Here is a 20,330-nt window from a genome sequence, read left to right as displayed (position 1 = left end):
AATTGTTGGCGGTGATTATTATTTACTGGGATCTTTTTTTGGCGTTTTTTAAAATTGGATTTGCTTCATTCGGCGGCGGCTATGGGATGATTCCCATCATCGAATATGAGGTAAGTTCGCATCAGTGGCTGACAACACAGCAGTTTACAGATGTTGTAACTGTCGCGGGCATGTCTCCCGGCCCTATTGCAACAAATAGCGCGGTCTTTATAGGATACAAGGTAGGAGGTATATGGGGAGCTATTGTTGCTACTTTGGCTATAACCATTCCTTCTCTTTTTTTTGTCATAGTCATCTCAATTTTTGTTAACAAAATGAAAAATCAAAAAAACCTTTACTCTGTCTTTTATGGATTACGTCCAGTCGTTACAGGCTTAATTATATATGCAGCGATTAAATTTGCGGCTCAAAATGAAATTATTGATGGGCTGCATATGATTAATTATAATTGGATAGGCATTTTAATCGTTATAGCAGGAATCGGTCTGCTTCATTTCGCAAAAATGAGCCCTATACTTCTTATCCTTATCTCGGGAATAACAGGGGTTATACTTTATTTCTAATATTCCAACGGCTAAATATTGGTATCGCTCATTCGAGAAAGATGGTTTTCTATGGTAGGCGGCGACAAGTGGAGCTCATTTTGAAAAGAGGCCAGCCGTAGCGTGTTCAATTGAGCAGTTGACTGGCCTTTCAATATTAATTAATAGAAGCCTCATAAATGGAATCTACCGATTTTGCAAGAGCGGCATTGAATTCCTCATCTGTCTGGTCCACATTCAAATCCTCGCTTAAGGCTCTAGAGAAGCTGGCGATTAGCCCGGTATTTGCTTTAAGCTTTTCATTCGCTTCGTCTCTGGAATAACCGCCGGAAAGGGCAACGACACGGACTACTTTAGGATGCTCGATAAGCTCTTTGTAGGCGTTCGCTTTGGTTGGAATGGTTAGTTTCAGCATAACCAATTCCTTTTCTTCCAATGTATCGAGGTAGTTTAGGATTTCCGATTTTAACAGATCTTCACATTCTTCTTTATCCGGACTGTTAATATCCACTTCCGGTTCAATGATCGGGACCAATCCGCTGGCTATAATCTGTTTGCCAATCTCGAATTGCTGGCTAACGACATCTTTTATAGCTGATGGGTTCGCTTCTTTAATAACAGAACGCATTTTTGTGCCGAATATATGGCGTTCATTGGCTCTTTTCAAAATTTCGTCCAAATCGGGAATCGGCTTCATTAATTGTACGCCATTTTCTTCGTCGGCAAGTCCCTTGTCCACCTTTAAAAAGGGGACAATCCCTTTCACCTCAGCCAGATAATCAGCCGTATATTTCCCCTCGATTTCGCGGTCCATCGTTTCCTCGAACAAAATAGCGCCAAGTATTTTACTCGAATCAAAGGCGGGGGAGGTGATGATCCTTGTCCGCATTTCATGTACCATATTGAACATTTCATCTTCGTTGGAATAGGAATCCTGTGAAACTCCGTAAGCGGCCAGCGCTTTAGGCGTACTGCCGCCACTTTGGTCTAGGGCTGCAATAAACCCCTTTCCATTTTTGATTTTTTCAAATTGATTTTGATCCATCCTTGTTCACTCGCTTTCCTGAAAGATTTCAGACTTCCATTGGCAAAGTGGAAATAACCCTCAAAGAAGTATAGCAGTCTATTATGTATATACCCGGTTCCAGCAAAAAAAGTGCCGGCCCAGCCTTATTTTTGCCAATTTGACTGGCATTTTACGAGGCGTGTCCGAACACTTTTCGTCTTCATTTTGATATAGGTGTTACTTTCGGGCTGAAGGTTAGCCCATCAAGGTTTGTCACGGGCTTTGCGGTGGGTTTTCCTAAAAAGTAGCCCTGGAATAAGTCATATCCCATATCGGCCAGGAAAAGCAAGTCTTCTTCGCTCTCAATCCCCTCTGCCAGCGCCTTGGATCCCATACCATGGGCAATGGATAACACGGATTGGGCCACCTGCTGTTTCGATGCATCCTGGCTTACTCCATTTGTGAATTCTATCGCCAATTTAACGAAATTAGGTTCCATTTTAGATAATTTTTCAATGCCGTTATATCCGGAACCTACATCATCAAGCGCATATTTAAAGCCGTGTGACCGGTAATAGTTCAGGATTGACTTTAAATGCTCGATATCGTTTACTTCTTCCGTTTCGACTACCTCGAAAACGACTTGTTCAGGCTTTATATCCAACTCTTTAATTAATTTAAATGTTGTGGCTAAGCAATGTTCCGGTGCATAGATGGCCGTGGGGATGAAGTTAATAAAAATTAATTTGTCTCCAACAACTCCTGCATTTTTCACCGATTTCAACCGGCACGCACGGTCCAATGAAAAGGTCCGTCCTCTAATCCTTGCAGCTTCAAACATCTTGAAGGGAGGGATGATTTCCCCGTTACGATCAACGCCCCTTGACAATAGTTCCTGGCCTTTAATTGCTAGTTTTCCATTTTCAAAACCAACTATAGGTTGATAGTATGTGCAAATGTCCTCGTTCTTTATTAGTTCATCTATCCAGCTTGCTTCTCTTTCTTCCTTAAATTGAGAGATCGGTTTCATTAAATGCAATTGTTTTAAAGGATCGCGGATATCAGATAATATGGCAAAAATATCACTTTTGTTCATGTGAACTTCCACGTAATCCGACAGGTCAAAAAAAATAGGCTCCTTGACCCAAAATATTCTCTCGTGAATACACTTCCACTCACTAACCGGAAAGTGGCGGAAATAACGAATTAACTGCTCAGGATTTTGCTTCTCCGAAAAATAGACCGTATAACCTCTTTCCCGGGGTATACACACCTCGCAACCCATAGTTGTATCTCCTTTGCTCTGTTTCCATACTAATTCTACAGCCTTCGGCAAAATCCCTTTACTTTCACCAATAATGCCGTTGGGAACTAATAAGGGAAAGGGTTCATATGATTTTCAAAATTGCTATTTTTGGATTAAAGAGTACAACTAAATCGAGAAAAATAAATCGGCTCGTTGTATTTGGAAAATGGAATAACTCTAAATAAGGATAAATAATATACTAACAGGATATAAGTTTATTTTGGAATATAGTAAACGACTGAAAGGAAGCAATTCAATAAACTTGTGAGGAGTTGGTTAAGGTGAAGTTTTTGCAAACCAAGTCTTGGGTTTTATTGCTTCTCGTTCAAGTTTTAATGCTAATTATCAGTCTATCTGGTGAAAATGGGCCGGTTGGTGAAGGTTCAGTCTTACACGCATATTTATCTAATGATCAAACTGATGCAGGAATTGAATTAAAGCTCCGAGGTTCATTGGTAATAGGAATGTCCATATTCGGTATCGCGATATTAACAAATGCCTATCGGAAAGGCCTTCGCTGGTCCTGGTATGCATGCTGGGCTTATCCGCTGTTTTTTATCCTTCATATAATTGGGTTTGGTACATTCATGCCTGATCTAATTTTTTTACTCATCTCTTTAGCTGCACTACTGCTGCCTTATAAAAATTTTTTCAAACAATCAACAAATTAGAACCGATTCAATATAATGCCTATCTGTTACCCCCCTTCCGTCCTGGGGGGGATATGATTGCCCAAAGAAAAATATAGTAAGAAAGGAAAGGTGAAGCCCGAGTTAGTCGTGGCTTCATCTTTTTTCATTTCACGCCACCTAAAATCAAAAAAGGCGGTGAATCTTAAGTTGCTCGCCGCTTCTCATCTCAAGTAATTATTTCATGTTATAATAGCCTTAATTTATTTTGAACAATAGATGTTAATTGCGACGAATTTAGGTGAGGGACAGATGGAAATAAACTCCTCCAATATCCAAAGGGTAAAAAAGCCTTTGTATATTGATGTGTACGATAAACTATATAAAAAAATAATGGATGGAACGTTCCCCAATGGGAGCAAGCTGCCTACAGAAGCAGAACTGGCCAAAATGTTTGGCGTAAGCCGGATGACATTGAGGCAAGCATTGTCGCTTCTGCAGGACGATGGACTGGTAAAAAGCTTTCACGGAAAAGGCAGCTTTATTACAAAATCCCCAAGCAGCCAGAAAGCAATCGGACTTGAGAAAATTGGACATCCCATTTATAAATGCCACACTGAAAAAATAGATGAAGTGAACGTGTCCTTCCGATTGGATCTGGAAAGCGATTATACACAGCAAGTCTTAGGAAGAAGGGCGGCAGCGGTCGTCGCGTTTGAACGTTTTTACAAAAGTAACGGCAAAGCGGTGGCATATGCTTTTTCCTTTATGGCAATTGAAACCGTTTCGGAACTGAATTTTGATCTTCAGGATGAAAAGCAGGTAATGGAGATGCTTGAAAACAAAGTTTATGAACTTGCTAATTCAGCAACCATTGAAATAAAGCGCTCCAATGTCGCCGAACCTTTATCACAAAACGATGAGACGTTTGGCGGTGCCGAATTTGACGTGTTACTTGAAAGCGTTTATATAAATAAACAGTATCCGGTCATCTATAACAAGTACTATATACCGAAAGAATTCAGTGTCATTAAAATAAATGCAGACAAATAGCGGTCATAACAAACAGCAATGCAATTCCCTAGAGAATGCATTGCTTTTTTTGGTTGCCGGAACCTATCTTATAATACTTATTGGCAAAATTAGTGATTGTACAGATAAAGAAGTTGTGGTAATTTAATTCTGTACCACTTAGACAACTTTTTATACAAGTATATACGATGTATGTATAAGGGGATGGTTTTCCTATTTTTGCATAATAAGAAAGCGATAACAAAGAATAATATCTAATACTTAAGCTTCAAGAAAGGAATAGAATATACCCAATGGCTACAACTACTGAAATGACACCTAACGAACATAATGTTAAAAAAGCCGTCCCAGTCATCTTATTCTTTTTCGTTTTTGCCTTGATTATCGACAATTCGTTTAAGCTTATTTCTGTTGAAATCGCCAATGACCTTGGCATTTCAGCGGCAACAGTCAGCTGGCAGGCCACATTGGCTGGCTTGATTATTGGAATTGGCGCAGTTGTATATGCTTCACTGGCTGATTCCATAAGCATTAGAAACCTTTTAAGCGCCGGGATTATCCTTATTTGTATCGGCTCAGTCATGGGTTATCTTTTCAGAGATTCCTTCCCGCTCATTTTGATCTCAAGAGTGATCCAAACAGCCGGCTTGGCATCTGCTGAAACTTTATATGTTATTTATGTAACGAAACATTTGCCGAAGGACGAGCAAAAGAAGTTTTTGGGCTTAAGTACTAGCAGCTACTCTTTATCCCTTGTCGTTGGTTCAGTGACAGGCGGGTATGTATCAACTTACTTGCATTGGACAACCTTGTTTTTAATTCCTTTGCTGACACTTATAATCCTTCCTTTCATCATGAAATATTTGCCGAAGGAAAAATCGAAAAAGAGCCATGTCGATGTGATTGGGTTATTTCTGATTGCGGCGATTGCCACTTCAGTCATGCTTTATATCACCAACTTTAATTGGATCAATATCCCGATCTTCATTGTCGCAGTAATCTTATTTGTCTCTTATATAAGCAAGAGTTCTAAATCATTGATTAGCATTTCCTTTTTCAAAAACCAGCGCTTTGTGTCCATCCTTGCAGTTGCGATTGTCATTTATTCGGTGCAGCTGGGATATATTTTTCTCTTCCCATTCCTGCTTGAAAAGGTATATGGCTATCATTTGGATACGATCTCTCTGCTATTAATCCCTGGATATGTGACTGCGGTCATCGTCGGGGCACTTTCAGGAAAAACCGCTAAGGTATTGAACAATAAGCAGACGATTTCGTTAGCCATGATTCTAATTGCATTAAGTGTATTTATTCCCGGCCTGTTCGTGAAAAGTTCGCCAATCCTATTTGTTATTTCGATGATACTTTTCTCCGGATCATTCGCCATGATGTATGCACCAATGCTTGAATCCTGTATCGGAACCATTCCAGTAGAAAAAACAGGGACAGCGATTGGATTTTATAACCTGGTTCTGAATGTGGCGGCATCCATCGGTATTGCCTATACAGCCGCAATGATCGATTCCGTAAAGTTCAGCTCTTTGTTAATGATGTTGGCGGCTATCACCGCGGTGGCTTTAGTATTGTTCTGGCTGCTGACCGGCCGAAAAGCGTTACAATGATGTTCTGGAACTCGTCTAACCCCCTGGGATTTGTCCAGGGGGTTATTTTAATAGCCAGTCAAAAAAGCAACCCGTTTTTAGGCTGCCAGTCCTAGCTGTTTTTTTTGATAGCCTGAAGCTTCTCATTGATATGCCGGGCTTCTTTTTTATCCTTTTGCCAGGAAAGGAGGCGGACGAGGATGTAAATGACCGCGATTTGGACCGCCAGCATGGCGGCTTCCCTAGCGCTGTTCACGAGGCTGAAAATACTAGCTAAGGATATTAATAAAATCTCCAGGGTGAGAAAATGAATGACTATTCTAAGGCGCATTTCTTTCTCAGTTATGTCATTTGGAGTATATAGGATGAATCCCAATAAAGCGCTGAGAAAAGAGAACGCCATGATGATATAAATCGACTTCAAGTCAAAGGTCGATCCCGGCAAGTATAGTTGCCGTAAGAACGTAAGAATGATAATGATAGCCGCGAAAATGATCAGGAAATCCTTCATTATTTTTTGCATCAATTCAGTAAGCCTCATAATATATCCCTCCCAATTACAAGCCAAGCATTTTTTTAAGGACAGGCACATACTGCCTGGAGATAACAGCGCGTTCCCCGTTATCAAGAACAGCTACAAACCGGCCGCTTAAGGAGGGGGAGATAGAGGTTATTTTAGCGATATTCAGAATGGTTGATTTGGAGGCGCGAAAACAGTTTTTCCCTTTAAATAAATCCTCCAGTTCATACAGCTTTTGCTTTACTTCATAGACACTGTCCTTGCCGTACATAAAAACCTTCCCGTCAACCGCCTCGAAATAGTAAATATCACTCAACTTGATGCGGTGAACCTGCTCATTTTGGTATCCGAGTACGAGAAGAGTCTCAGTATTCAGCTTACTTACGATTTCGGTAATCCGATCATTTACCTCATGGCACCGGATGAGAATTTCTTCATCCTGTTGTTTGCTAATTTCCTCTATTGAAACTTTCATTATGATCACCCGCAGGAATTCAAGTGTATGTTTCTTTTTTCCATTTTACCATCCTGCTATTTTGAATGAATACTGGGTCAGAAGAATTTTTTTGCAAAAAGACCGACCGCGGTATTAGGCAAAAATCGATTATTTTTGTCAGAACATTCTTATTAAATGATATAGTAGGAGAATAAGGAGTGATGGTTTTGGAGTTCAATAAGGTAGTATTCGGACACAGATCAATAAGGGAATATGAAGATAGGGAAGTAAGCGAAGAGCTTCTCGAGCAAATTTTGGACGCGGGCATCCGCGCTTCTTCAAGCGGTAATATGCAGACATATTCGATTATCGTCACAAGAGACAAAGAACTGAGGCAAAAACTATATGGGCCGCATATGGAGCAATCGATGGTACTGGATGCGCCAGTCCTGCTGACATTTTGCGCCGATTTTAATAGAATGAGGAAATGGCTTGAACTTAACGATGCGCCTGTCCATTTTGATAATTTCATGAGCTTCATGATCGGTGCCATTGATGCGACGCTCGCCGCGCAAAACTGCGCCTTGGCAGCGGAAAATGCGGGACTTGGAATCTGCTATATGGGTTCGACACTTGCGAATTGCGACCAAATCGGCGAGCTTCTGAACCTGCCGCCAAACGTCGTCCCGGTTGTCGGATATTCATTAGGGTATCCGGCTGAAAACCCCGCACCGAGGGATCGGCTGCCGAGAAGTGGAGTTGTCCATTATGAGCAGTATCGCGATTATTCGGATGAAGACATCCTTGAAATATATAAGGAAAGAAATGAAAAGGGATGGCAGCGTTACATGGACATCCCGCGTCTGAAGGAAATGACTGAAAGACTTGGGTTGAAAAACCTCGCCCAGGTTTATACGATTGCAAAATATACGAAAGAATCGCATATCGAGTATTCGCAGACTGTGCTGAACTATTTAGAGAAGCAGAATTTCATGAAGAATGAATAGCATGCCTTTAAAAGAATAGATCTGTTAAAAGTGAGTGATGATTTTCAATGAAGTTGATTGGAACGGAGGGGACTGACTCCGGCGGGATGAAGCGGCACGTGGAGACCCCACAGGCGTCTAGGACGCCGAGGAGGCTCCATAAAGAATGCTCCTACGCCACAGACTATTCGGGGAAGCGAACCTTCAGCTCGTCGCAAAGCTGCACGAAGCAAATTCAGGTAGAAGCTTCGCCCCGCGGAAAGCATGTCCCCGGGATCAACAATCAAGGATAACAAGGCCAAAAGAAAAAAAGGAAAACAGCCATAAAAAGGGGCCTTACCTTAAAAGAGGAAGGCCCTTAATAAACTGCAAATTTGGTTTCTAGTGGATTGTGGCTCCGCTTACGTTCTTTTTCAATAACTCCCTTAGTTCGTTGTAATTATGTCTGCTAAGGGGGAGGGTTGTTTTATTATCATATAATAAAATCGTGTAGGACCTTGAAAAGTGATCGGGTTGAATGGCTTTTATTTTTTGCATAGGAACGAGAAAGGATTGGTGGGAACGATAAAAATCAAAGGATTGAAAAATGGTTTCAAGGTTTTTCATTGAATCCTTTGAGACGAATTTCTCATTGTTTTCGCAGACTACCGAAATAGTCCTTCCTTGCTTCTCAATATAAAGAATATCATTTGTATGAATCATTCTGATGCCGCCGGCGACATTCAAGCCCACTTTTTGATTTTTTTGTTTCCTGTTTCTCGTTATGATTTCGTTTACCTTTTTCAAAGCCTTTTCAAGGCGGTTAATATTGACTGGCTTTGTTAAAAAGTCAACAGGATGAACTTCATAGCCTTCAAGTGCAAAGCCGGGATGGCCTGTAATAAAGATTACCTTTAAACTTGGGTAATGATTTTCTATTTTCCGGGCCAGCTGCAGACCGTCCATGCCATCCATTTCAATATCGAGAAAAACAAGATCTGCATCGATTTCCTCCAGCATAACAAGTGCCTGTTCGGCACTATTGGCCTCTCCCACAATATTGATGGTTGGAAAAGACTCCAGGCAGCTTTTCAAAGCCGTTATGCAATGCTGCTCATCGTCTACGATTAAAGCGTTTATTAACATTGAAGTTCACCTCCAAGGAGTAAGGTTGAAAAAGATAACGTAAAACTTAGGTAGAGACAGGTATTTTTGCAATAAAACGGATACTCCCGCTTTCCAGTTCAGGATAAATGACACCATGGTATTTAGAAATGATTTTCTGGATAGTTGGCAGACCAAGCCCTTCATGGGCGGATTTGTTGGAAAAACCAATTTGAAAAATGTGATGAAGCTCTTCCTCCGATATATTTGCCGGATTGGCCACCGAAATAACAATATTTCCATACTCCCTCTTAATTTCCATCTCGATCGAGTTGTACTCATTGTTTGGGTTTCCAGCTTCATCTAAAGCATTTTGAATCAAATTCCCTAAAATCTTGTTCATTTCATATACGGAGCAGGGCATATACCTTAAATCGTCCAATATATCATAGTGAATTTGAATGCCTCTTTTAGAAGCCAACTCTTTAAATGTGCTAAGCATGGCGGCGATTGAAGGATGGCTTAAAGGAAGCAACTCATTAACCTCCTGGGCGTCCTTCACCATTTTTGCAATATAGTCGTTACAGGATGCATATTCCCTTTTTTGGATCAATCCGTGTATGGCTGTTAAATGAAAGTTGAAGTCATGCCGTTGAGAACGGATGATGGTGTAAAAAGAAAGCAGGTCATTCTGATATTGCTGATCTAGGAACAGTTGGATTCGATCATGCTTATGGGATATTGAGCTTCTTAAAAAGAAAAGAAACAATACACAAATAACCAAACTCCATATCGTTAAAAACACTTGAAAGTAAGGACGCAGGTGATTTGATTCCAAGAGAACCAGAAAAAGTCCAGAATTTAGACTGAACAAAATAAAGATGACAAAAAATAATTGTATTCTGAATGGAGCAGCTGAATTTTCGCCGGTCTTTTGTTTTTCGAAGATGATTTCGGAAAATAACACCGGTGATTTCTGATACATAATGATTGAAATAAAGATATTATTGAGTGCCACAAATAAATCATAAGAAATGTTCATTCCCACATCAATCGACTCATGGCTTCTATTTAAAATTAGATAAAAAGAATTATACTCGATTAGGTGAATGACCATTAAATCAAAGAGTAAAGCCAGCAGAATCGTAACGATGGCCTGGGATAGGGGAAGCTTTAACGCAAAATTCAAAATTGGGATTAGAAATAAAAAAATGCCCAATAAAATAACATGGCTGTCAATTAATAGAGAACAAAGGTAATAGGCAAGGCCTACGATGAGGCTAATAATTAGAATCGACCTTGTGTTTTCTTTGAGGCGGGCGCCTGTAAAAGAGAACCCGACGACCAGACACGTTCCTACCTCGATGATCATTGTTATGATTGAAAAGAGAGACTTGAAAATATCCCAGGTCATCCCATCACCTAATTCCTATCCATGAAAAGTAAAATACAGAGCTAGCTTAATCTAACAAGCAAAAGATTTTTAAATTTTTTGTCAATTTTTCAGCTTATTAATTATTATACAAAAGACCTATACAAGCTTCAATAACCTAGGGGAATTTCTATTTTGCAAAAATATTTTTATTGTACTGCATGGTGGTAGAAAAACGGAAAAAAAGCCGTTTATAGATTTGAAAAGGAAGAAATAGCAATTTTCCCCTAAAGAAAAAGCCCCTCCGATCCTCTTAAATTGCTTAAGAGAATTAGAAAGGCATTTATCTCTATTTTAGTTTCTTTTCCAACAAGTCGTAAATTTCCTTTTGCTTCGGATGGCCTTCATTTATGAAGAAATAATAATGATCAATGACTAACACTGGGATTTCGCCTTCCTGGCCATCGAACGTAGCCCAGCCCATGCCGGTTTTCTTCGCATCAGCTAAATGCTTATTGTCTTTGTCTAAATCAAAGATTTGTAAAGGCAGCATATCCTCGCCATCTATTTCAATCGAAACGGCTTGCTTGGCATCAAAGAAGGTATGATCCTCAGCAATAAGCTCTCCAACCTCATAGCCTTCTTCCTTCAATAATGCATGTACAGATTTGAAATACTCATTTTCAACGGATTTTGGGTCTACAAGGCCTTCAATACCTTCTTCTTCACCAGCAGCTTCATCTTTCCCAGCTTGTTCCTCTGATTTTTTGCCCTTATCTTCCCCAGCCTTTGCGTTGCCACCATCGCTGCTACATGCAGCCAATGCCATGGCCAGTACAAGCATCATCAATAATGTGAATAATTTTTTCATTTGTGTTTCCCCCTTGAAATATAAAATAGTATGTTAAATGCCAAAAACTTAATTTTAACAATTTAACCGGATGTTAGACCTCTTGAAAGGAAATTGCCCCGAGCTTTGCATCTTTTTCGGCTTGGATTTCAACAAGCTTTTTATAAATACTGGTCGATTCCAATAATTCTTTATGGGTGCCAACTCCGCTGACCTTTCCAGAATCGATTACAATGATTTGGTCTGCGTCCTTAACAGTATTTAAATCATGGGCAATCATTATGGTGGTACGGCCGCTCATAATCTCTTTGAACGATTTTTCAATTTCATGCTCCGACCGGGCATCAAGGCTTGCCATCGCCTCATCCAGTAGAAGAATTTCAGGATCCTTAATAAGGGCCCTGGCAATGGCAATCCGCTGCCGTTGGCCGCCTGAAAGTTTTGATCCGAATTCTCCAACCTCGGTATGGAACCCGTCAGGAAATTCTTGAATAAAATCAAGTGCATCTGCCTGTACAGCCGCTTCCCAAACTTCTTCATCACTTACGGCCCGGTCAATACCGTACGTAATATTATCGCGGATTGTACCGGATAGTAAGGGACTAGTTTGAGAAACATAAGCGATTGATTTTCTCCACTCATCAAGATGGATTTCCTCAGCGGGGGTATTATTGACCAGGATCCTGCCGACATTCGGCTCATAAAATCTTTCCAGTAAGCTGAAGATAGTAGATTTCCCGCCGCCGCTTGGCCCTACAATAGCCGTAAGCTTTCCTTTAGGAATGGTCAAATTAATATTTGATAATACCGTTTTGTTCTCATAACTAAATGAGACATTTTCCAACTTGATTTTTCCTTCATCTTTTTCAAATGAATTTTTAAAGGAAGTCTTTCGTTCTAACCCTTCACTCGGTGTATTTAAAATCGTTGCGATTTTGTCAGAAGCGCCTTTAGCCTGCTTTAAATTATTCCAGAATAAGCTGTATTGCAAGACACCGTTATGAATGAAGGCAACATACATGAAGAAGGCAATCACTTCACTAACCTTCAATTCGCCATTTCTAATTAAGTAAGAGCCGTAAACGAGGGTAGTCCCTTGAATGATTGCCTGGGTGCTGGACCTGAGCGGCTCCGCGAACAAGTCAACGAAGGCGCGTTTTTTCTCGGCAGCATACTGCTCCTTTAGGCAATCATGCCCCTTGGCGATTTCCTCATGTTCTTTACCGAAGGATTTAATCAATCGCACTCTTGGCAACCGTTCGGCAAAAAATGCCGTCACTCCAGAAAACTGTCCTTGCACCCTTGATTGTGTCTTCTGTGTATACTTACCGACCACAACCGTAACAATCAGGATATAGGGAACAACCGGCAGCAACGCCAATGTAAGCTTTGCATTCATGCTGTACATAATCGCAAACGACCCGAAAATCCCATAAGAGGCGTTCAACAGTGATTTGAAATCGGAAATCACACTATCAATAAAGCCGGTATCGATAGTTACACGGCTTATAAGCTGCTGGGACGGCTGCTTATTGTACTGTGACATGGGCATACGGATCATTTTCGGCCAAATCGCCTTTTGCAGGCTTCTTTTTGCAGCCGGGGCGGTAACAGCAACGAAAAAGGCGGAAACACTTGCCAGTCCGAAAGCGGCTGCTGAAAGCCCGATATATTTAAACACAATATCCATATCAAAGATTTTGCCTTCCATGATTTTGGACGTCACAACTGGCATTTGCAGTGAGAGGGTCGTACTGGCGATCATGGCGATAAAACCGAATAAATAGAGGTGCCAGGGCAGCTTCGATTTAAAGATAAGCCCAAAAAATTCTTTATAAGAATGCGTCGTTTCCTCTTGCACTTTCAGACCTCCTTAACAATGATGAACGGAAAGATAGTCAGCTCGCTGCCGATTCCATATGAAGTTTAACGAACAATTGATACAACTCATTTGTTTCCATGAGTTCCTGGTGTGTTCCAATGCCATCTACTTTGCCGGAGTCTAAAAGGACAATTTGGTCCGCATCACGAATGGTCGATAAATCATGAGCGATCATGACAGTTGTATGATCTTTCATCAATCTTCTCATGGCCTCCTGGACGACCTTTTCCGATTGGCTATCTAGGCTGGCGGTAGCCTCATCCAAAAGAAGAATAGGGGAGTTCCTCAGAATTGCCCTTGCAATTGCAATTCTTTGCCGCTGACCGCCTGATAAGTTCGACCCCGCTTCACCTACATCAGAATCAAAACCATTCGGAAAGTCTTTAATAAATCGAAGCGCGTTAGCAGCATCTGCAGCCTGCATAATTTCAATATCGCTTACTTCCCGGTCAACTCCAAAAACAATATTTTCGCGAATGGACCCGGAAATGAGCGGGCTGTCCTGAGCCACATAACTGAATAGCTTACGCCAGTCATTTAAATGAAATTCATTGATATTTTGGCCGTTTAAAAGTGAAATCGCTCCTGATTTAGGTTGATAAAACTGCTGCAAGAGTGATAGAAGGGTTGATTTTCCGCTTCCGCTCGGACCCACAATCGCAGTCAATTGCCCAATTGGAATTGAAAAGCTGACATCTGTAAGGACTTTCTTATCTCCGTAACCAAAGGCGACATTTTCAAAAACAATACCTTCTTGAATTTGAGAGATGGGCTTTTCTTTTTCATACTGCTCGATTGGACTATCAATTAAGTCGGCGATCCGGGAGGTTGCTCCCTGGCTTCGTTTAATATCCGAATACAAATATGTGAATGTGGTCAATGTCGGCCATAGCATACCGACATACATAAAGAATGCAATCCATTGTGGAAGGGTAATGGCTCCGCTTTTAACCAAGTAAGCGCCATAACCTATAACGAATGCTTCTTGCGCTACACTCAAAAAGTTGTAAACCGGACTCTCCACCCATTGGACAATCGCTCTTTTTAAATTGGCTTTATAATAGTAATCGAGTTGTTCTTTTCCTCTTTGTTCTTCTTTAGCTTCTGTTACAAAGGTTTTAATGAGCGGTACACTCATTAACAGCTCGGAGAGAAATTGGGTGAGCTTCGAAAGGCGGTTATATGTTGTTTTACTTGCGCGATAATTCCATTTCCCATATAAAATATTGAAAATGAGATAGAAGGGGACGTACACAAGGACTGCTAAACCAAGATGCCAATCGTAAGTGAATAAAATGGCAATTACTCCAACCGTGGAGTAAACCATTGAGATAATTCCGGGTCCCCATCCGCCAAGAACCTGGCTGATTGTACCTGCATCGAGTGTAATTCGGCTCACCATTTCCGTGGGCTTCACTTTGTCATACAGCGTCAGAGGGGAATGCATGAGTCTTTCCCAAATAAGCCCTCGGTAACTTACATCGATTTTGTACATCGTTAATTTCCCGACGTAACGGACAATTCCATTGAAAATGACATTAAATAATAAAATAGCCAATGCACCGAAAATGACTGGATTAGTAAAAACGCCTGAATAAATTTTTTGCATATATTGAGGGAAAATCAAGGTTAATGTTGTACTGATCAGGTTAAGCACAATCGCAAAAATCAGCCATTTCCACGGAAGCTTCGCTTTAAACATTAGTTTTAAATAGGCTTTCCAGATTCCCTTTTCATTTTGTTTCGCTTGTTTTCGTTTGGAGAATACCAAAGAATTCTCCTCCTTTTGGCCGAAGTTATTTATCCAATCTTCAGACAATTTACCTCTGAAGAAGGGCGTACACCTCGGCTGAGCAGCCAATTTACGTATACGCCAATCTTTCGGAAATCATTTATTCCCAGTAATGGATAATGCTTTTACTTTAATGGAAGGAAAGTTAATGCTGCTGCGGAATGTAAGATCATTTCCGATTTCCTCAATCTCATTAAGGAGTTCGAAAAAGTTTCCTGCTATCGTAAATTGGTCGATAGGGCGGACAATTTTTCCATCCTCAACAAGGAACCCGATTGCCGCGAGGGAAAAGTCTCCCGCAAGCGGATTTATACCGGCGTTCTCACCCTGCAGTTCAACAATCACAATCCCTTTATCTGTCTTTGCAATCAGTTCATCGAAAGAGCTGTCTCCAGGTTCAAGATAAACATTATAGGGACCCACTCCAATCGTCCCCTGAAATCCGCCTTTTACAGCGTTTCCCGTTGATTCAACGCCATCTTTTTTGGCTGTCTTCCGATTGTGCAAAAAGTTGGCCAGCAGGCCGTCTTTAATGAGTTCCTTCCGTTTTGTTGCAAACCCCTCAGAATCAAAGGTCGCGTTACCCGGAACGCCACTCATGGTTGGATCGTCAATGATCGTAATATTTGAGCCTGCTATCTGCTCGTTCAATCTACCAATAAGTTTCGAATAACCCTTTTGAACAGAGTCAGCTGAGAAGGCATCCAAATAGGAACCAAGTAAACTGCTTGCAGTATCATAACGGAAAATAACAGGATACTGGCCTGATTCGATAGACTCTGCATTCAATTTCGAAATTGCTTCTTTTGCGCCTTTTTCAGCAATCTTTTGAAAATCGAGCTTTGAAAAGTCGGTGAGGGTAAAGTCCTGGTCTCCCCCTGTCGCGGTAGATTCGCCGTCTTTCGCAACTAAGTAAATACCGGCGCTTATATATGCTGTCTTCCGGTGGCAATTCAGTCCAAATGTATTGGCAATAAGCATTTCACTGATTGTTTTGGAAATCCCGCAGGAATTGACGAGATCAATTCTTTTATCAAAATCGTAAGCGGCTTTCTCCATTCTGAAGGCTGCCTCAATGAGGGTTTCAGCATCAATTTTTGCAAGGGACTCGGAATAGGGCATAGGCTCTGCATAGGATTTTGATCCTTCAAACAGATTCTCACCGTCTTCAACTTCAAGGACTAATGAATTGCCCTTGGCTTCCTCAAGCAGGAGCCCGATAGAATCACGGTCGACCTTTTCCGCATAGGAATAACCCATTTGTCCGTTGTACAATCCCCGAAAAGAAACGCCTCCTTGCTCAATGATCGTATATTCTTCAATTTCCCTTTGGAAAACACTGATTGAAATCGCCTTATTGGAGGAAAAGTAAATCTCCATTTCGCTAAAGCCTTGCTCTTTGCCGCGTTTGAAGAGCTCAGTCTGAAATCCGCGAATGTCCATCATGCATTTCCTCCTCTGCCGCCAACAGTCAGTTCTGAGACCCGGATTGTTGGCTGCCCCACAGTCACGGGCACACTGCCGCTGCTCGCTCCGCACATCCCTAAACCAAGGTCCAAATCATTTCCGACCATGTCGATTTTCTTTAATGTATCAATTCCTTTACCGATTAAGGCTGCCCCTTTAATTGGCTCGGCAACTTTTCCATTCCTGATCATATACGCCTCGCTTACAGTGAAATTATAATCACTAGTGGCCGGATTAACAGATCCGCCTTCAAAATGCTTCGCATAGATCCCAAGCTCGGTAGCCGCGATAATTTCTTCCGGTGTAGAAGAACCCGCTGCAATATACGTATTATTCATTCGTGAAGTTGGAGCGTATTTATAATTTTGTCTTCTGCCTGAACCCGTACTGGCCATTTCCATTTTTCTACTTCCAACGCGATCGATTAAATAGCCTTTCAAAATGCCATTTTCAATTAACAGATTTTTTTTTGTTGGCATTCCTTCGTCGTCTATGTTCAAGGAACCCCAAGTATTAAGAATCGTGCCGTCGTCGTAAGCAGTCACTAGCGGGGAGGCCACAGATTCTCCAACTTTATCCGCAAACACCGAAGCCTTTCTCGATACAGCAACCGATTCCAAACCATGCCCGCAGGCTTCGTGGAAAATAACTCCGCCAAAGCCATTGTTTATGACGACAGGGAAATTTCCGGACGGCGCATAATCGGCAAAAAGGATTGTTTTCGCGCTTTGTGCTGCCTCACGTCCAATGGCTTCGATATTAAGGTTGTCCATATACTCTAATCCGGCGAAACTTCCCGGTCCCATAAAAGCAGATTCCTTCTCGCCGTTCTTTTCAGCCATGGCACTAACACCGAGGCGATTGTAGAATCGTCTATCCTCGATAAATAGCCCTTCGGAATTTGCAATTAGGACATCCTGGACTGTATCGACATAGAACACTGAGGTTTGAGTAATGATGGGATCGAATTCTCTCGCCGCTGCATGGGCGCGTTTCATCCATTCAACCTTTTTGGATTTTTCAACTGAATTTGGAAGAACCGAAAACTGGTGTTTGTTGTCTGCGGCGGATTTTCTCAAGTCAATGGATAGATTAAGAGTTTCGCTCCGTATTGATTTCGCGGCTGAGCGGGCAACACGGATTAAATTCTCCTCACTCGTATCATTTGTAAAGGCATAGACAGAGTAATCTCCTTTCAGGATTCGAATCCCCACGCCAAAATCCCGGCCTGAAAGCGCCTTTTCGACAACCCCTCCGGTCATGGTTAGTGAAGTGTTCCTTTTATCCTCAACAAACAGATCCGCAAAATCCCCGCCTGTTTCAAGTGCTGCATATAATACATTTTCCGCTATTGATTGTTGTAGCATAACGCGACTCCTCATTTCATTTCAATGGATGCCTTATTTTACTTCCTTTAGAAAGTCCAGAAGCTCTTCTTCAAATAAAGCACCGATAAAGGTTTTCTTAACCTCGCCGTTCTCAAATAACATTAAGGTCGGAAAAGCTGCAACATCATATTTTACGGCAACTTCACTTTCTTTTTCCACAACGTCCGCATATGTTACTTCGTGTTTAATGAATTTAACTTTTCCAGCCAGAGCTTCGGAGACCGCATTGAGAGCGGGTACCATTGCCGCGCAAGGACCACAGCCTTCCGTCCAAAAATCAACTAATACTGGAAGTTCACTTTCAATAACTTCCTTCTGGAATTCTTCTTTTGTAATTGCCGTCACATTTGACATGTCGTTACCACCTTTTATAAATTGGCTATGTTATCTGGGATTGTTGATTTCCACTCCGGGGACATGCTTTCCGCGGGGCAGACCGTGGAGCCTCCTCGGCGTCCTAGACGCCTGTGGGGTCTCCACGAGCCGCTTCATCCCGCCGGAGTCAGTCCCCTCCGTTCCAATCAACTTCTTCGAAAATCAACACTCACCTTTAACTGAGCCTAAAAATTAGTGAAAATTTGAATTATAGAAAAATTACTGTAAAAATATCATTATATCTTTTATGGAATCAATCCTTTGGGCGAATGTGGGTCAAAATCATGTCAATTCTGTCTGAATCCTTTTAAAGTAGGTTCGTTTAATAAGAACTTAAATCACCAATTCCAGTGACCAAGCTATCAAGAAAAACTCCCTTTTAATCCCGTCCCGTTGAATTACTGGCAAGAAAAATGTAAGGTAGGTTTAGAAATAAGAATGAAAAATCAAAAAATTAATAAGATACAAAAAAGATGATTTTTAGACATTTTCCTTGAACAGGATAAAGGAGAGAAAACTATATAATGGAAAAACATAAAATTTCAGCAATTTTGGAAAGGGAATTAGTTGTTGCCCTTGGGTGCACCGAACCAGTGGCCATCGCATTAGCTGCTGCGACAGCAAAAAGCCATGTCAACGGTGAAATTGAAAGGATTACCGTAAAAGCGAGCGGCAATATTATTAAGAATGCTAAATCAGTTGGCATACCTGGCGTGTCGGGGAAGGGACTTGAATTTTCAGCCGCCATCGGGGCAATTGCCGGAAACCCGGATAAAAAGCTTGAATTATTAGCGGGGATTACAAAGGACCAGGAAAAATTGGCGTTTATGCTGATCGAAGAGGGAAAGGTAGAAGCCAGCCAGGCAGACACACCCAAAAGGCTTTATATTGAAGTATTCGTACAAACAAAAATAGACCATGCCAGAGTGGTAATATCTGATAATCATAGCAATATAACTTTAATAGAAGTGAATGGAAAGGCAATTTTTCACGGCGGCTGTGAAAACATAGGCTTCAATTCAGCGGATGAAGAACTGGATGCTTTGACGATTGATGAGCTATATGAGTGGGTTTTGCAGGCGGACCTGAAAGACCTTGCCCTTGTGAAGGAAAGCATTGAATTGAATAAAGTGATTGGATTGGAAGGCCTGGCAGGGAATTATGGGTTGAATGTAGGTAAAACCATTCAGGAAAATGTGAAAAAGGGAATCTTGTCCGATGATTTGGCGACTGCCGCCATGTCTTTGGCTGCCGCAGGCTCAGATGCCAGGATGGCCGGCTCGACACTTCCCGTCATGGCGAACACAGGGAGCGGAAACCAGGGAATTGCCGTCACGCTTCCCGTTGTGGCAGCAGCGGAAAAACTAAAGGTCACCGAGGAACAAATGATCCGCGCGGTCGCGCTCAGCCATCTAGTGACCATCCATATTAAATCGAAATTTGGCCGTCTATCGGCCCTCTGCGGAGTAACCGCGGCAGGGATGGGGGCAAGTGCCGCAATCGTTTATTTACTGGGCGGATCGCTCTCGCAACTGAAAGCGGCAATCCAGAATACGATCGGCAATGTATCCGGGATGATCTGTGACGGAGCGAAAGCAGGCTGTGCCATGAAGGTATCGACCTGTTCCAATGTGGCAGTCCAATCAGCCTTACTCGCCTTGAACAATCAGGAAATACAATCGACCGATGGCTTTATTCATGATGATGTAGAAAAAAGCATCGCCGCTTTTTCGACCCTTGGCAATGAAGGAACAAGACATACGGATCAATGGATTTTAAAGCTGATGATGGAGAAATAGAAAAAAAGCACTCTATAAGTGAATTTTGTCAGCTTATAGGGTGCTTTTTATAAAGGATAATTTTTCTGGAACTGAGCTAGTTAACAACTTTAATGTAGAAATAGATATCCTGCCCGACCTTTTTCGGTTCATCAAGAAGCTTGTAGCCGTGCTTGGCTGCTTCTTCAGGAACACTGCGGAAAGATTGCGGGCAATCGGCGATCACTTGCAAAACTTCCCCGATTTTCATGGTTTTCAGCGCATCCAGCGCATAGATGACAGGAT

20 protein-coding genes are annotated in these 20,330 nt (G+C 41.6%); 7 read left to right on the top strand and 13 right to left on the bottom strand.

What is annotated here, in order from left to right; translation table 11 throughout:
- Positions 1 to 11 precede the first annotated feature (11 nt).
- Positions 12 to 563, top strand: coding sequence for a chromate transporter (locus BN1002_RS20825; protein ID WP_231575124.1), 552 nt, complete (start codon positions 12 to 14; stop codon positions 561 to 563).
- Positions 564 to 699: 136 nt separating this feature from the next.
- Here the strand turns inward: BN1002_RS20825 and BN1002_RS20820 are convergent, their stop codons facing one another.
- Together BN1002_RS20820 and BN1002_RS20815 are read right to left on the bottom strand one after the other, a co-directional pair.
- Positions 700 to 1,587 (bottom strand): fructose bisphosphate aldolase, encoded by an 888-nt coding sequence (locus BN1002_RS20820; RefSeq protein WP_048827450.1) that lies wholly within the window; start codon positions 1,585 to 1,587, stop codon positions 700 to 702.
- Positions 1,588 to 1,768: 181 nt separating this feature from the next.
- Positions 1,769 to 2,644 carry an EAL domain-containing protein gene (locus BN1002_RS20815; protein ID WP_231575070.1) on the bottom strand — a complete coding sequence of 292 codons (876 nt, stop codon included), beginning with the start codon at positions 2,642 to 2,644 and terminating at the stop codon, positions 1,769 to 1,771.
- Between the two features lie 491 nt (positions 2,645 to 3,135).
- On the opposite strand from BN1002_RS20815, the gene BN1002_RS20810 reads away from it, so the two are divergent.
- The 3 genes from BN1002_RS20810 to BN1002_RS20800 all read left to right on the top strand — a co-directional run bounded on the left by BN1002_RS20810 (position 3,136) and on the right by BN1002_RS20800 (position 6,137).
- On the top strand, positions 3,136 to 3,525 hold the full coding sequence (locus tag BN1002_RS20810; RefSeq protein ID WP_048827448.1) for a hypothetical protein: 390 nt from the start codon (positions 3,136 to 3,138) through the stop codon (positions 3,523 to 3,525).
- A 270-nt stretch (positions 3,526 to 3,795) separates the two neighbouring features.
- Positions 3,796 to 4,536, top strand: a complete 741-nt coding sequence (locus BN1002_RS20805; RefSeq protein WP_048827447.1) for a GntR family transcriptional regulator — start codon at positions 3,796 to 3,798, stop codon at positions 4,534 to 4,536.
- A gap of 290 nt (positions 4,537 to 4,826) precedes the next feature.
- Positions 4,827 to 6,137: an MFS transporter gene (locus BN1002_RS20800; protein WP_197072888.1), complete on the top strand. Its 1,311-nt coding sequence runs from the start codon at positions 4,827 to 4,829 to the stop codon at positions 6,135 to 6,137.
- Positions 6,138 to 6,228: 91 nt separating this feature from the next.
- Here BN1002_RS20800 and BN1002_RS20795 read toward each other — a convergent pair whose 3' ends face one another.
- A complete protein-coding gene (locus BN1002_RS20795) occupies positions 6,229 to 6,657 on the bottom strand; it encodes a DUF3021 family protein (protein WP_048827445.1) in 429 nt (142 codons plus the stop codon).
- Positions 6,658 to 6,673: 16 nt separating this feature from the next.
- Positions 6,674 to 7,111, bottom strand: coding sequence for a LytTR family DNA-binding domain-containing protein (locus BN1002_RS20790; protein WP_048827444.1), 438 nt, complete (start codon positions 7,109 to 7,111; stop codon positions 6,674 to 6,676).
- Positions 7,112 to 7,293: 182 nt separating this feature from the next.
- Between BN1002_RS20790 and BN1002_RS20785 the strand changes: the two genes are divergently transcribed.
- Positions 7,294 to 8,079, top strand: coding sequence for a nitroreductase family protein (locus BN1002_RS20785; RefSeq protein ID WP_231575123.1), 786 nt, complete (start codon positions 7,294 to 7,296; stop codon positions 8,077 to 8,079).
- A 47-nt stretch (positions 8,080 to 8,126) separates the two neighbouring features.
- Positions 8,127 to 8,351 carry a hypothetical protein gene (locus BN1002_RS23925; protein ID WP_148362840.1) on the top strand — a complete coding sequence of 75 codons (225 nt, stop codon included), beginning with the start codon at positions 8,127 to 8,129 and terminating at the stop codon, positions 8,349 to 8,351.
- Positions 8,352 to 8,439: 88 nt separating this feature from the next.
- Here BN1002_RS23925 and BN1002_RS20775 read toward each other — a convergent pair whose 3' ends face one another.
- The 8 genes from BN1002_RS20775 to BN1002_RS20740 form a co-directional block, all read right to left on the bottom strand.
- Positions 8,440 to 9,183: a LytR/AlgR family response regulator transcription factor gene (locus BN1002_RS20775; RefSeq protein ID WP_048827442.1), complete on the bottom strand. Its 744-nt coding sequence runs from the start codon at positions 9,181 to 9,183 to the stop codon at positions 8,440 to 8,442.
- Positions 9,184 to 9,229: 46 nt separating this feature from the next.
- Positions 9,230 to 10,555: a sensor histidine kinase gene (locus BN1002_RS20770; RefSeq protein ID WP_048827441.1), complete on the bottom strand. Its 1,326-nt coding sequence runs from the start codon at positions 10,553 to 10,555 to the stop codon at positions 9,230 to 9,232.
- 307 nt (positions 10,556 to 10,862) lie between these two features.
- Entirely contained in the window at positions 10,863 to 11,384 is a 522-nt protein-coding gene (locus BN1002_RS20765) for a hypothetical protein (RefSeq protein WP_048827440.1), read from the bottom strand.
- Between the two features lie 73 nt (positions 11,385 to 11,457).
- Positions 11,458 to 13,224, bottom strand: a complete 1,767-nt coding sequence (locus BN1002_RS20760; RefSeq protein WP_048827439.1) for an ABC transporter ATP-binding protein — start codon at positions 13,222 to 13,224, stop codon at positions 11,458 to 11,460.
- A 37-nt stretch (positions 13,225 to 13,261) separates the two neighbouring features.
- Positions 13,262 to 15,016: an ABC transporter ATP-binding protein gene (locus BN1002_RS20755; RefSeq protein WP_048827438.1), complete on the bottom strand. Its 1,755-nt coding sequence runs from the start codon at positions 15,014 to 15,016 to the stop codon at positions 13,262 to 13,264.
- 117 nt (positions 15,017 to 15,133) lie between these two features.
- Complete coding sequence (locus tag BN1002_RS20750) at positions 15,134 to 16,483, bottom strand: TldD/PmbA family protein (protein ID WP_231575069.1); 1,350 nt, start codon at positions 16,481 to 16,483, stop codon at positions 15,134 to 15,136.
- Positions 16,480 to 17,871, bottom strand: a complete 1,392-nt coding sequence (locus BN1002_RS20745) for a TldD/PmbA family protein (protein WP_048827437.1) — start codon at positions 17,869 to 17,871, stop codon at positions 16,480 to 16,482. The genes BN1002_RS20750 and BN1002_RS20745 overlap by 4 nt, the downstream gene beginning before the upstream one ends.
- Before the next feature lie 33 nt (positions 17,872 to 17,904).
- Positions 17,905 to 18,246: a thioredoxin family protein gene (locus BN1002_RS20740; RefSeq protein ID WP_048827436.1), complete on the bottom strand. Its 342-nt coding sequence runs from the start codon at positions 18,244 to 18,246 to the stop codon at positions 17,905 to 17,907.
- 545 nt (positions 18,247 to 18,791) lie between these two features.
- Here BN1002_RS20740 and BN1002_RS20735 point away from each other — a divergent pair.
- Positions 18,792 to 20,066, top strand: a complete 1,275-nt coding sequence (locus tag BN1002_RS20735) for an L-cysteine desulfidase family protein (protein ID WP_048827435.1) — start codon at positions 18,792 to 18,794, stop codon at positions 20,064 to 20,066.
- Between the two features lie 76 nt (positions 20,067 to 20,142).
- On the opposite strand, the gene BN1002_RS24135 is transcribed toward BN1002_RS20735, so the two are convergent.
- On the bottom strand, positions 20,143 to 20,322 hold the full coding sequence (locus BN1002_RS24135) for a sulfurtransferase TusA family protein (protein ID WP_269429824.1): 180 nt from the start codon (positions 20,320 to 20,322) through the stop codon (positions 20,143 to 20,145).
- Positions 20,323 to 20,330 lie beyond the last annotated feature (8 nt).

This window comes from Bacillus sp. B-jedd, from assembly GCF_000821085.1.
Taxonomy (GTDB): Bacteria; Bacillota; Bacilli; order Bacillales; family Cytobacillaceae; genus Bacillus_D.
This window is presented reverse-complemented; position numbering and strand designations above follow the sequence as displayed.

Bases quoted from the DNA above. Each gene is read 5' to 3' on its own strand.
- BN1002_RS20820 (WP_048827450.1), bottom strand. From the start codon at position 1,587: ATGGATCAAAATCAATTTGAAAAAATCAAAAATGGAAAGGGGTTTATT.
- BN1002_RS20815 (WP_231575070.1), bottom strand. From the start codon at position 2,644: ATGAACAAAAGTGATATTTTTGCCATATTATCTGATATCCGCGATCCT.
- BN1002_RS20805 (WP_048827447.1), top strand. From the start codon at position 3,796: ATGGAAATAAACTCCTCCAATATCCAAAGGGTAAAAAAGCCTTTGTAT.
- BN1002_RS20800 (WP_197072888.1), top strand. From the start codon at position 4,827: ATGACACCTAACGAACATAATGTTAAAAAAGCCGTCCCAGTCATCTTA.
- BN1002_RS20795 (WP_048827445.1), bottom strand. From the start codon at position 6,657: ATGAGGCTTACTGAATTGATGCAAAAAATAATGAAGGATTTCCTGATC.
- BN1002_RS20790 (WP_048827444.1), bottom strand. From the start codon at position 7,111: ATGAAAGTTTCAATAGAGGAAATTAGCAAACAACAGGATGAAGAAATT.
- BN1002_RS20785 (WP_231575123.1), top strand. From the start codon at position 7,294: ATGGTTTTGGAGTTCAATAAGGTAGTATTCGGACACAGATCAATAAGG.
- BN1002_RS23925 (WP_148362840.1), top strand. From the start codon at position 8,127: ATGAAGTTGATTGGAACGGAGGGGACTGACTCCGGCGGGATGAAGCGG.
- BN1002_RS20775 (WP_048827442.1), bottom strand. From the start codon at position 9,183: ATGTTAATAAACGCTTTAATCGTAGACGATGAGCAGCATTGCATAACG.
- BN1002_RS20770 (WP_048827441.1), bottom strand. From the start codon at position 10,555: ATGACCTGGGATATTTTCAAGTCTCTCTTTTCAATCATAACAATGATC.
- BN1002_RS20765 (WP_048827440.1), bottom strand. From the start codon at position 11,384: ATGAAAAAATTATTCACATTATTGATGATGCTTGTACTGGCCATGGCA.
- BN1002_RS20750 (WP_231575069.1), bottom strand. From the start codon at position 16,483: ATGATGGACATTCGCGGATTTCAGACTGAGCTCTTCAAACGCGGCAAA.
- BN1002_RS20745 (WP_048827437.1), bottom strand. From the start codon at position 17,871: ATGCTACAACAATCAATAGCGGAAAATGTATTATATGCAGCACTTGAA.
- BN1002_RS20740 (WP_048827436.1), bottom strand. From the start codon at position 18,246: ATGTCAAATGTGACGGCAATTACAAAAGAAGAATTCCAGAAGGAAGTT.
- BN1002_RS20735 (WP_048827435.1), top strand. From the start codon at position 18,792: ATGGAAAAACATAAAATTTCAGCAATTTTGGAAAGGGAATTAGTTGTT.